Below are 12,434 nucleotides of genomic sequence, written 5' to 3'. Positions count from 1 at the left end.
CTTTGATCTAATGACCAAGAATACAAAGCCGTTAGCAAAGAGAACAAGATTTTTACCAAGCCCACAGCCTGTCCCATCAAGAAACAGCTCCCGACACCAAGAAAGAACGGGAACAGAGCAAGAGCACCCCTATGATACTAAGAACCCGAGCATTAACAACAAGCTCAATTCATCCAACACTAAGGAGAACCGAACACTTACCAAGAAAGAACCCCCCTCTATTCAATTAAAAATCTAAAAAGAACTAAAGCTAATTAAGCTTTAGTTCTTTCACAGAGAATAGATATCAGATACAAGCGCACGAGCACTCGCTAATTCAATTCGAACAATTGTTGAATCCCTCTCTTTCACCCCAGCCAGTAATTTTTGAATACTTTCGTACAGTCCTTCATATTCTCCCTCGTCTCCAATAAGCTGAAGCTTCCACTTATTCTGATCATAGGTTTCTTCAAACTGAGATGCGTATTGATCAAGCTGTTCCCAATCAGACTGCTCCAATGCTTCGTCAATATGATCCATCACTCCATAAAACGCATGACTTCCAATACTATTTCCACAAGCCGTCAATAGCATGATCATCAATAGACTCGCTACCAATTTTCCTCTAATCACGTTAGATCCCCCTCAAGATTCGCATTTCGCATATGAAGGTTATTATTACCTAATACTAAGAAAAGATTGTACTTTCTGATGAAAAGGAGATCAGTCTCATGCCTGAACTTGTACTCGTCTTAATTCGTTCCATTGTATCTTTTCTTTTATTAATGATGATGGCTCGTCTTATGGGAAAAAAACAAATATCTCAGCTGACATTCTTTGATTATTGTGTAGGGATTACGATTGGATCCATTGCTGCAACCATGTCTGTCGATCAAAATGTTAAGATTGCAAATGGTTTGATGGCCCTGCTCATCTGGGGTTTGTTCCCAAGCATTTTAGCGTTTGTTAGTTTAAAGTCAAGATGGTTTACGAAAGTCATTGATGGAAGTCCAACCATCCTCATCCAAAATGGAAGCATTCTTGAGCAGAATATGAAGAAAAACCTATTGTCTGCAGATGAATTAATGCTTTTACTTAGAGAAAAAGGCACCTTTAACGTTTCTGATGTTGAAATGGCCGTCCTTGAAACAAACGGACAGCTTAGTATCTTATTAAAATCAGACCAACAGCCGCTAACACCCCATAGCTCTGGTGTACCCGTTCAGATGGACCACGGACCTAAGATTCTGATCATGGACGGAAAGCTACTTAGAAAAGGATTACGAGAAAAAGGGTATACAGAGGAGTGGCTGCTCGTTGAAATCAAAAAGCAAGGAGCGACTGATTTTAAAGACGTCTTCCTTGCTCAAGCTGATTCGTTTGGGAATGTTTATGTAGATTTGTATGAGGAAGAGAAACAAAAATAGATTTATTCTTACTGTTGAACTCCTTTATATTCCTCTCTCAAAACCGACATAATGATGGTGTCATAATAGCTACCATTAATAAATTCACCTTTTCTCAGCCTACCTTCTAATACGAACTCACACTTTTCAAAAAATCGAATAGCTCTTTGATTTCCGCTCCACGTATCAATTTGGATCCGTTCTAGGTTGAGGGAATCAAAGAGATAACGCAATAACACGTGTAACGCATCTTCACCATGTCCTTTGCCCCAATACTCAGCTTCACCAATCATCATACCTATTGTTGCTGAACGTGCAATCCAATTGATATCTCGATAATCACATTTTCCAATATGAGCATTATCTTCTTTTGAATAGATTGAAAAGAACTGCCCATCCTCAATTAAATTATTCTCAAGTGTATTTTTCTCTAAGTAATGACTTAACCCCACTTGGGAATTGTTAATCTGAAAAGCCTTGTCACTTCCAGAAGCCAATGTGACCAACGCTTCATCATTATTCCACTGACATACGTTATGTAAATCCTCTTGAACGACCGGTCGAAGTTCTGTTAACTGTCCCGCAAGCATTGTTAGACCTCCTCTTTCTGTTTTACAATTATGTTGTTCGATGCTAATAATTTTAACATGACACGTAGTTTTAAAGCTTCCCTGCACAAATTCTTAAAAAGGTGGGCGTATCGTTTGGAAACGTTATTACTTAATCGAAGCGAAATTGAAGCAATCTTAGATCCTTTAGAGCTTTATCCGAGATTAGTTGAAGCCTTTAAACTGAACACCACAAATCGGACCATAACCTCTCAAAGAGCATATTCTAAATTACCGAAAGAAGAAAACAGTGTAATGATTTTGTTTCCTGGGCTTAGCTCCAATGTACCTGCTTATACAGTGAAGGTTCATTCTAAATTCCCTACAACTACACCTTCTATTACTGGGATTATTCATCTTCATGATGTTGAAAACGGAAGTCTATTGTCTATTATGGATTCTACCTATATCACTGCTGTTCGCACGGGACTTTCTTGCGCTATTGGCACACACCTTTTAGCAACCAAACATGCAGAGAATGTCGCGATCATTGGGGCTGGTGTACAAGGTCAACTCCAACTGCGTTCTCTTAGTTATCTACGAAAAATATCGCAGGTAACAGTTTTTGACACTAATATAAAAAACGCTAAACAATTCGCTGAGAAAATGCAGACAGAGCTTCAGATTCCCATTCATCCATGTAGCTCACTTGAAAAAGCGGTATGCGAGAGTGACATCATTATCTCAGCTACCTGGTCTAAGGAGCCATTTCTCTTTTCACATATGATCAAAGAAGGCACGCATATTACAACACTTGGTCCAGATCAACCAGGAAAATGTGAAGTGAGTGCAGAATTAATAAAAAAATCCACCTTTGTATGTGACAACATTAAATTATCGATCGAAATGGGTGCAATCGGTGGGGCAGGCTTACTCGAATCCGATATTCATGCAGAACTTGGCGACATTCTAACTAATCAGGAATGCGGCAGAGTGAACGATCAGCAAATTACAATATACGGTGCTGTAGGACTTGCTTTTCAAGACTTAGTAAGTGCTTGGTATGTGTATCAAAAAGCAAAATCACTACATAAAGGACGTTTCATTAACTTCTTAGACTAGGATTAAAAGAGTTCACAAAGAACAGATGAAAGGATGAACCTATGCCAAAACTATCCATACAAGAAGTAACAATCGACAGCTTTGATGCATGCATTAATCTTAAGTTAGCTGAAGATCAAGTTCATCGAATTGACCCAAATGTCTACTCTATCGCTGAATCGAAAGTAGACCCCACCCTCACCCCATACGCTATTCATCTAGAAGAGACGGTTATTGGTTTTGCAATGACGGAATTCGATCAAGATGAAATTCCTGAGAGAAGGTATTGGATTCCTAGGTTTATGATTGATGTTACCTATCAACGGAAAGGGTATGGGAAAGAGGCCATGCAAAAAGTGATTGAACGTTTGAAGCAAGAAGATGACTGTCAGTTCATTGGTCTCTCTACAGAACCTGATAATGAACCAGCTCTTCAATTCTATCAATCACTTGGTTTTGTAAATACAGGAGAGTGGCTTGAAGAACGAGAGGTTATACTTATCCTGAAAGTATCAGCTTAACCAATATTATCTAGCTTGTTCAGCCTCTCTCTCATTCTCTACGTGAAATGTACGATAGGATGGTAAAACAATAGATAAATTGCTCCTACAGTAAGGATTAATGTCATTCCCCCAAGAATTGTAGCACTTCTTGGGGAAAGAGCCGTTCCGACTGCTCAAGCACGAAAATCTCCTAATTGAGGTCCACCAAATCTGAGAAGATATTCTACAGAGTTTACTCTTGAACGTAAGTGATCTGGTGCAGAGTGGACTACGATGGTTTGATTTAAGACAACCATGAGTGAATCCGCTGCACCTGGAGCATTAAGAATAATAACGGGAGGAAGATGACTCTATTAACACTTAATCCAAAACACATGATTGTTACAGCATAGGAAAAAGCTTACACGATGACTGCTCTTGCTTCTCTTTTTACTTTTGAAAGCTGACCTGCGCAGATTGATCCAAGAAACCCTCCCAAGTCTGGCGCGGCCATAAAGTAACTAAAATGGTTGGATCATTACTAAAATACAGAGCCGTTATCGCTAGAAAGAGCGCGGTTGAAGTCCCAAAAAGTGTGACGCTCATATCCGTAAAGAACGCCCCTTTCATTCGTTCATTTTTCACAATGAATTCCATTCCTTCAGCAATCATTCTAATAGACGGCTTGGCTGACCCACCTTCTAGAAGCATAGCAGGTAACTTGAACGCTCCATATAAAATATTGTAAACGCTAACATTTCTGAGCAATCTACAATTAAAAGAAGTACAATAATAGTATGCTTTCATTCTGACTCAAAGGGAGTTGAAGAAGTTGAAGTACAGACAATTGGGTAATACTGACCTAAAGATTAGTGAACTTAGCTTTGGGACATGGGCCATTGGTGGATCTTGGGGACAGACAGATGATCGAGAGTCGCTTAAGGCGCTAGAGATTGCAATCGAGAATGGGGTAAATTTTTTTGATACGGCTGATGTCTATGGGAATGGACACAGTGAGGAATTACTTGCGAAAGCAACAAAGGGAAAAGAAGATACTATTTATATTGCGACTAAATTTTGTAGAGACGGTGATATACATTCACCAGACACCTACACGATCGATCAAGTACGAGCATATTGTGAAAATAGTCTGAAGCGTTTAGAAAGGGAACGATTGGACTTATATCAGATCCACTGTCCACCGCTCGACATTGTTAAGGACGGTAAGGTATTTCAGGTATTAGATCAATTACAAGAAGAGGGTAAAATCCGCCACTATGGAGTAAGTGTTGAGACTGTAGAGGGAGGTCTCCTTTGCTTAGAACACTCAAATGTACGTGCGTTACAGGTTATCTTTAATCTATTTAGACAAAAACCACTTGAGGAGTTGTTTCCAAAAGCAAGCGAAAAAGGGGTCGGTATCATTGCTCGAGTACCATTGGCTAGTGGATTATTAACCGGAAAATTTACGAATGAGCACAAGTTTGAAAAAGATGATCATCGTCATTTTAATAGGAATGGTGAATCGTTTAATGTGGGAGAGACCTTTGGAGGAATAAATTTTGAAAAAGGGGTCGATCTCGTACAGAATCTTTTATGGATTGAACAAGGAAGAAAGCATCTTTCAAGTGCGGCTTTACGGTGGATATTGGATCAAGATGCAGTAACCACTGTCATCCCTGGCTTTAAAACGGCGGAGCAGGTTAAAGCGAATTTAGAAGCCGTTCATGTTCCTCCGTTTACAGTGGAGGAGCAGCAAAAGCTACTTACTTTTTATCAAACAATGGTGAAAAAACATATTAGAGGCCCATACTAATATTTAATGGGTTCGGTCATCGATAGAATACCGGGCCCACTTAATTTTATTTATTCAAGATTAATGACGTTTATTTTTAAATTCCTTTATTGTAGTAGTTAAAGAAGATCTCATGTCGTTTTATTATAAAATCAACTGTTTAATGATCAGTATAAATATTACTTAATACTGATCAGTAATCATTATTTAATGCTCGTCACTCTTTTACCTGTACACCAATAACGACAACTGGAACAGCAAAAAAGCTGGGGCATAAATAACTTCTGATACAAAAAGATCTCGTTCACTTGAAAAAAGTAAACGAGATCTTTTTCCTCATTTTGATACTACCTTTTACATTCTAAAGCTTTAGTATAACTCTGAAAGAGTCACAATCGGTCCTTCCGGCAAGAGATTATCTGGCTGAGGTTCGAGTGTAATTGCAATCGCTTCGAATAAATCTTCAATATTCGTGTCTGAGTCAAGGTCATAGACGATGGCACCTTCACCTTGTTCATTTGTCGTAAAGGAACCAGCGGGTAATGGTGTTTCATCTTGGAATAACCAAATCTGATAGACTTCTGAATCCACAGGCTCCTGCATTTGTTCTACCTGTACAATTAATTTGTACCCATCCTCTTGTTGAACAATGGAGGCCTGGCCAACATGTTCATTTTCTTCACTCGAAAGCAAAGAGGTTGATGTAACGACCTGTTCAATCTGAGCCATTCCAGATGAAGGTGATTGTTCGGCATCACTAATTTGACTAGCTAATAGGTCGCGCTCTAGTTCTGTATTAGCAAGTTCTGATTGCGAATCATTTAATTGATTCATTGTATATACGTTTATTCCAATCGAAGCAATGAACCCGGCTGCGATGACTTGAGCCCATGGCTTCCATTTGTTTTTCTTCTTTATTGGTGTTACAAGCGGAGTAACAACGTGATTCTCTACTTTTTGTTTTTCCTCAGGCGAATTCTCTTCCTCTAGAATGGAACCAAGTATGCGTTGCTTCATGCCATTCGGAGGCGTGCTTTGCGTAGAGTGAGTAGCCACTTCACTAGTAAATTCATATAGCTCTTGTAGCTGCTCTTGGCATTCTTCGCATTCTAATAAATGAAGTTCAAATTCCTCTTTTTGTTTTGAATCAAGGTGATCGTTAAAATAATCAAGTAAGTGTATGCATTTGTTATCATTCATAGTAGATATCGCCTCTTTCGCCTTTCCTGCTAAGAGTCTTACGTAGTTGATTCAGTGCTAAACGCAGCCTGCCTTTAACAGTTCCAAGGGGAATCTTGCAAATTTTTGCAATGTTGCTTTGCGGTTCTCCATCAAAATAAAATAATTTAACCACATGTTGTTGCTCTTTAGGTAAGAGAATCAGTGCCTTTTGTACGATCATGCTTTCTTCTTTAAGAACAAGAACATCCTCAGGGATCTCTAAATCAGGCTCTGCATCTCTCTCCTGAAACTCGACCTCAGTTACCTTTTTCTTTCTAATTTGATCAATCGCTGCGTTTCTGGCAATGGTTAAAAGCCAAGACGAGAGTTTCCCCTTACTCACTTGATAACTGGCCTTGCCTTGCCAAAGCTTCATAAAGAGATCCTGCATTACTTCTTCAGTCAGACCCTCGTCTTTTGTAAATCGAAGAATGAATGAAAATAGAATTCGTTCATACCGATCATACAGCTCCTCAAGAGCCTCCTTATCTTGCTGAACAATTTGTTGGTATAATTGTTCGTCGGTAAGATGTGGCATGTATAACTCCTTTGCACGCTGCTTCCTTATATAGAAAGTCTTTCATCGGTTACCTGGATAGTAGCTATCGTGATAATCAGACTTCCTTTCATTAAGCATACGTAAAATGATGGTTTTTGGGTCATCATGTAAGATAAAAACTCTATTATCTTTATAATGTATCCGTTTACTCTATCTGAACTAGAAATATAGACTTATAATTCCCTTTTCAAAGAATAGTAAACAGGCTTTTTAATTGAGGAGGGACATTAAATGACAAAGAATTTAATACCGTATTATTATTCTTCTGGGCATGTTTTTCTAGACGAAGTTGAAGTCAGTTGAGTAAAAATACTGAATTCAAAGAAGTGAAAGAAGCGATGTCTGTTTTTGTCCTTTTATTACTTAACACGTGTGCAAGTAAGCATAAACCCCAAAGCAATTTTTATTTCCTTGTAGGATACTTCTAAAGACTCCGTTTTCATATCTATTAGAGATTCAACAAAATTACAATAATCATTCCTTAAAAGGTCGTAACTCCAGAAAATAATGACGAATTTATCTTTAAAAAAAGTCAAAATAAAAAAACAGGCAGTCACCTGTTTTTTAGCAAAATGATAGGCTCCATTATGTCTTGAACCTTCCAATGTAATTGTTCCTTTGTGTACCTGTTTAATTTCTTCGCTAGCATAGATGCTTCAGAGAAATTATTAAAGGTTTTATCCAATTGACTGCTTGAGTCCTTTAAGGTCTCCGTTGAACCATCGATGCTTCTTATCAAAGAAAACATTTGGTCAACTCCAATTATAGCTATGCGTCAGCTATATATTTAATCGTCTCATACATATCGACGACTTTAAACCCATGCGACAAAATAAGACAATTTCACAACTCAATCTATAGCTAATCGAGTTAAATACAAAACCAAAATATTTCATGTTTAGTGAAAAAGATAATTGCCTTTTCACTAAACTTAATGGTATGCATGCTGTTGATTAAGGTTAGCGTAGAACCCTCCATTTGCAATAAGTTCATCATGACTCCCTTGGGCCACGATTTTTCCTTGATCCATTACAAGAATCAGATCGGCATTTCGAATGGTTGAGAGCCTGTGAGCAATGATAAAACTTGTACGCCCCTTCATCAAGTGAGCCAATGCTTCTTGAATCTGGTGCTCCGTCCTAGAATCAACATTCGCTGTTGCTTCATCAAGCACAAGGATCGACGGATTAGAAAGGAGCGCTCGAGCAATTGTCAGTAGCTGTTTCTGTCCTTGAGATATATTGGATCCCGATTCATTTAAAACGGTCTCATACCCATGAGGCAGTGTTCGAATAAAGTAGTCAGCGTGTGCAGCACGAGCCGCTTGTACAATCTCATCTTCTGTGGCTCTTTCATTTCCGTAGGCAATGTTTGCTTTTACAGTTGAACTAGAGAGCCAAGGATCTTGCAAGACAAGACCAAATTGCGCGCGCACATCCTCCCGTCTCATTTGCTGAATATTCGTTCCATCTATGAATATCTGGCCCTGGTCCACATCATAGAAACGAAGTAACAAATTCATTAATGTTGACTTTCCAGCACCAGTTGGTCCAACAATCGCTACCTTCTGTCCTTGCTTCACATTTAAATTAATATTTTGAAACAACGGTTTATCTCCGCTATAAGAAAAAGACACGTTCTCAAATGTCATGTTTCCTTTAGTAAGAGCATGATACGGCAAAACATTTGATTCCGATTTCTCTTCTGGTTCATCTAGAATCTCAAAGATTCGTTCAGCTGCGGCAACGGTTGATTGAACCACATTTGTGATATTTGCTACTTTCTGGATTGGCTGAGAAAAAAGGCGTACATACATGATAAATGCCTGAATATCACCAATTGCCATCCTACCTCCTGCCACAAAGATCGCTCCGATCACACAGACTAACACGTATACAAGATTGCCAACAAAGCTTAAAAATGGCACCATCAGACCCGAAATAAATTGTGCGCGCCACGTCGTGTCATATAGTACAGTATTTATCTTCTTAAACCGGTCAACGGATTGTTCTTCCCTACCAAATGTCTTAACAATTTGATGGCCCGTATACATTTCCTCAACATGACCGTTTAAGATCCCAAGAACCTGTTGCTGCTTAACAAAGTAATTTTGTGAACGCGCCACTACATATTTAGTAATCAAAAGGCTTAATGGCAGAATGAGCATAGTGATCAGCGTTAATAGGGGGCTAATCGTTAACATCATAATGGTAACCCCAATCATTGTAATCAGTGATGTGATCAGTTGTGTCAAGCTCTGTTGTAGGGTACTACTTACCTTTTCTAAATCATTAATAGCACGGCTCAATAGATCTCCCCTTGTTCTTGAATCAAAGAAATGGAGCGGCAACCGTGACAATTTCTCATTGATTTCCTTTCGCATTACACGTGTGACCTTCTGTGCAATCCCTACCATAACGTATTCTTGAACATAGCTGAAGTAGCCACTTAGTAGGTAGAGCCCACCAAGCACAAGTAAAATTTGTAACACAAGAAAGAAGTTAATGCCATCACCTGTCACACCCTGAAACAACTCTGTAACCGCTAATCCTAGAATTTTTGGACTCAGGATCGTAAAGGCTGTGCCGATGATCGCTGCAACACTCAGAATCACTAAACGCCACCTGAATGACCCTACGTAACGAAGGAGTCTAAGTAGACTTCCTTTTGTGTCTTTCGCTTTTTGAGAGGATTCTCTTTTTTTTGTAGGAGGTGTTCGTTGTTTCTTGCTCATGCTGTTTCCTCCTCTGCCTGCTTAGATGCGACCATCTCTTGATACACTGTACAGTGCTTAAGCAGTTCTTCATGCGAACCAACACCTGCAACTTCTCCCTCAGACAATACGACAATTTGATCTGCCTGTTTGATTGATTCCACACGTTGTGTGGCAATGATTACAGTGGCAGCTTCCGTCTCCTTCTGAAGGGCTTGGCGGAGCAAGGAATGTGTATGAAAATCAAGGGCAGAAAAACTATCATCAAATAAATATAGTCCGGGTTTTCTCACTAGCGCACGAGCAACAGCTAAACGCTGACGTTGCCCTCCGGAGACATTTGTCCCTTGCTGAGCTAAGGTAGAATCAAATCCGTCCTTCATTTTTGAGACAAACTCCGTGGCTTGCGCTATGCTAGCTGCATGTTCGACTTCCTCATCTGTAGCTGATTCATAACCATGACGTATATTTTCTGCAATCGTCCCTTTAAAGACAAAGGACTGTTGAGGCACATATCCTATTTGTGCTCGCACATGCTCATGCGGGATATCTCGAATATCTACACCATCTAAGAGTATAGAGCCTGCATCAGCCACAAATAAACGAGGGATGAGCTGAATTAAAGTTGTTTTTCCCGAGCCAGTACCTCCAATAATGGCTGTTGTTTCTCCAGGCTTAGCAGTAAACGAAATCGATTGGATCACTGGTTTCTCTGCTCCAGGGTACCGAAACGATACATTTTGAAATTCAAGTTGTCCCTTTCCTGCACCTGTATGCCATGTTTCTCTCGTTTCTTGTTTTTCAGAAATCTTATCTAGTACCTCAAGGATTCGATTCGCTGAAACAGCTGCACGAGGTATAGCCACAATCATGACGGAGGCGATTGTTACAGCAAACATCATTTGCATGGCATACTGAATAAATGCCATCAATTCACCAACCATAAGTGATCCACTATCTATCCGAAATGATCCAAACCAAACGAGAAAAATCAACGAGAAGTTTAAGATAAACATCATGATTGGCGTGAGCGAGACCATGAGCTTGTTCGCATTCATCGCTGTATCTGACACATCCACATTCATCTCGTTAAATCGTACCTGCTCCTGTTTCACTCGATTGAATGCACGAATCGTACGAAGTCCTGTTAGACCCTCCCTAAAGATAAGTGTTAGTCGATCGTTTTTTTGTTGTAATGATTTAAACAGCGGAACCGCCTTCTTGGAGATCAAGAATACAGCTCCAACGATAATTGGGAGTGGCGCTATCAGCCACAAAGAAAGTACGGGATCAATTGTTAGTGCCAGTGTTACAGCTCCAACAAACATTAGTGGTGCCATTAACATGACTCGCAACAACATGGTCAACACCTGTTGTACTTTCATGATGTCATTTGTTGTCCGTGTCACTAACGACGCTGTTCCTAACTGATCAAAGTCCTGAACCGACATACTCTCTACATGAGTAAAAACTTGATTACGTACCCTTTGTCCAAATCCCGCAGATACCTTTGAAGCATAAAACACACACAGAATTGAAAACACCACACCCACAGCGGAGACAGCTAACATCCATCCACCTGTTTGAAGGATAAAAGCACTGTCCCCTTGTACAATACCTACATCTACAATTCTAGCCATTAATGTTGGCAGGACTAATTGTGCAAAGCCCTGTAAAAACGTAAACACAATAACCCAGACGATCTGGGTCCGAAATGGCTTTACATATGCAAGCAACCTCATCATCTCTCTCACCTCCATTACTTTTCAACTATGTATACTATCAAGACAAATAATTAAAGCCGGGGCAAAATTAACCCCGGCTCCTGCATCAACCTGTATGAAACCAATTGCTTTCACACACATTGTTCTTATTTAAATGGGGTCTTAAACGACTTAGAGCAGGTTGCTGACATCTATATCGAGATTGCCAGATTCGTTCCCGCTCTCGTTCAGGATGTCTCCTAAAATTTGCGTGATATCATTCATCTCTGGTCACCTCCTTATTTTCTTCAGCTTTCGTTTCAGTTATTTAGATTAAAGCAGGTTGCTGACATCAATGTCGAGATTGCCAGATTCGTTCCCGCTTCCGTTCAGAATATCTCCTAGAATTTGCGTGATATCATTCATCTCTGGTCACCTCCTTATTTCGTTCAGCTTCTGTTTTCAGTTATTCAGATTAAAGCAGGTTGCTGACGTCAATGTCGAGATTGCCAGATTCGTTCCCGCTTCCGTTCAGAATATCTCCTAAAATTTGCGTGATATCATTCATCTCTGGTCACCTCCTTATTTTCTTCAGCTTCTGTTTTCAGTTATTCAGATTAAAGCAGGTTGCTGACGTCAATGTCGAGATTGCCAGATTCGTTCCCGCTTCCGTTCAGGATATCTCCTAGAATTTGCGTGATATCATTCATCTCTGGTCACCTCCTTATTTCGTTCAGCTTCTGTTTTCAGTTATTCAGATTAAAGCAGGTTGCTGACATCAATACTAATGTTTGCGGAGTCATTCCCGCTCTCATTTAGAATGTCACTTAAAAGTTGAGTCACATCAGTCATATCTCTCGCCTCCTTTTTTCCGTTTCATAAAGCTAACGGAAGAACTAGATTCTTGGATCACTTTCTGAGAAACTT

General features: G+C 39.7%; 11 protein-coding genes. 4 read left to right on the top strand and 7 right to left on the bottom strand.

The window, feature by feature from the left end; translation table 11 throughout:
- Positions 1 to 270: 270 nt before the first annotated feature.
- Positions 271 to 612 carry a DUF4363 family protein gene (locus tag ACQKKO_RS11245; protein WP_498647165.1) on the bottom strand — a complete coding sequence of 114 codons (342 nt, stop codon included), beginning with the start codon at positions 610 to 612 and terminating at the stop codon, positions 271 to 273.
- 98 nt (positions 613 to 710) lie between these two features.
- On the opposite strand from ACQKKO_RS11245, the gene ACQKKO_RS11240 reads away from it, so the two are divergent.
- Entirely contained in the window at positions 711 to 1,406 is a 696-nt protein-coding gene (locus tag ACQKKO_RS11240; RefSeq protein ID WP_498647163.1) for a YetF domain-containing protein, read from the top strand.
- A gap of 8 nt (positions 1,407 to 1,414) precedes the next feature.
- Here the strand turns inward: ACQKKO_RS11240 and ACQKKO_RS11235 are convergent, their stop codons facing one another.
- On the bottom strand, positions 1,415 to 1,975 hold the full coding sequence (locus tag ACQKKO_RS11235; protein WP_498647161.1) for a GNAT family N-acetyltransferase: 561 nt from the start codon (positions 1,973 to 1,975) through the stop codon (positions 1,415 to 1,417).
- Positions 1,976 to 2,089: 114 nt separating this feature from the next.
- On the opposite strand from ACQKKO_RS11235, the gene ACQKKO_RS11230 reads away from it, so the two are divergent.
- Positions 2,090 to 3,055, top strand: coding sequence for an ornithine cyclodeaminase family protein (locus ACQKKO_RS11230; RefSeq protein WP_498647159.1), 966 nt, complete (start codon positions 2,090 to 2,092; stop codon positions 3,053 to 3,055).
- Between the two features lie 41 nt (positions 3,056 to 3,096).
- Positions 3,097 to 3,555 carry a GNAT family N-acetyltransferase gene (locus tag ACQKKO_RS11225; protein WP_498647157.1) on the top strand — a complete coding sequence of 153 codons (459 nt, stop codon included), beginning with the start codon at positions 3,097 to 3,099 and terminating at the stop codon, positions 3,553 to 3,555.
- Positions 3,556 to 3,966: 411 nt separating this feature from the next.
- Here ACQKKO_RS11225 and ACQKKO_RS11220 read toward each other — a convergent pair whose 3' ends face one another.
- Positions 3,967 to 4,227: a hypothetical protein gene (locus ACQKKO_RS11220; RefSeq protein WP_498647155.1), complete on the bottom strand. Its 261-nt coding sequence runs from the start codon at positions 4,225 to 4,227 to the stop codon at positions 3,967 to 3,969.
- 121 nt (positions 4,228 to 4,348) lie between these two features.
- On the opposite strand from ACQKKO_RS11220, the gene ACQKKO_RS11215 reads away from it, so the two are divergent.
- On the top strand, positions 4,349 to 5,332 hold the full coding sequence (locus tag ACQKKO_RS11215; protein WP_498647154.1) for an aldo/keto reductase: 984 nt from the start codon (positions 4,349 to 4,351) through the stop codon (positions 5,330 to 5,332).
- A 348-nt stretch (positions 5,333 to 5,680) separates the two neighbouring features.
- Here the strand turns inward: ACQKKO_RS11215 and ACQKKO_RS11210 are convergent, their stop codons facing one another.
- From ACQKKO_RS11210 to ACQKKO_RS11195, 4 genes are all read right to left on the bottom strand, one after another.
- On the bottom strand, positions 5,681 to 6,511 hold the full coding sequence (locus tag ACQKKO_RS11210; RefSeq protein WP_498647152.1) for an anti-sigma factor: 831 nt from the start codon (positions 6,509 to 6,511) through the stop codon (positions 5,681 to 5,683).
- Entirely contained in the window at positions 6,504 to 7,070 is a 567-nt protein-coding gene (locus ACQKKO_RS11205) for an RNA polymerase sigma factor (protein WP_498647150.1), read from the bottom strand. Before ACQKKO_RS11205 ends, ACQKKO_RS11210 begins: the two co-directional genes overlap by 8 nt.
- Positions 7,071 to 8,022: 952 nt before the next feature.
- Positions 8,023 to 9,825, bottom strand: coding sequence for an ABC transporter ATP-binding protein (locus tag ACQKKO_RS11200; protein ID WP_498647148.1), 1,803 nt, complete (start codon positions 9,823 to 9,825; stop codon positions 8,023 to 8,025).
- A complete protein-coding gene (locus tag ACQKKO_RS11195; protein ID WP_498647146.1) occupies positions 9,822 to 11,549 on the bottom strand; it encodes an ABC transporter ATP-binding protein in 1,728 nt (575 codons plus the stop codon). The genes ACQKKO_RS11200 and ACQKKO_RS11195 overlap by 4 nt, the downstream gene beginning before the upstream one ends.
- Positions 11,550 to 12,434 lie beyond the last annotated feature (885 nt).

Source organism: Alkalihalobacillus sp. NPDC127517, assembly GCF_050276055.1.
GTDB lineage: Bacteria > Bacillota > Bacilli > Bacillales > Bacillaceae_D > Alkalicoccobacillus.
Note: the sequence above shows the minus strand (reverse complement) of the source record. Positions and strands in the feature narration are given on the sequence as shown.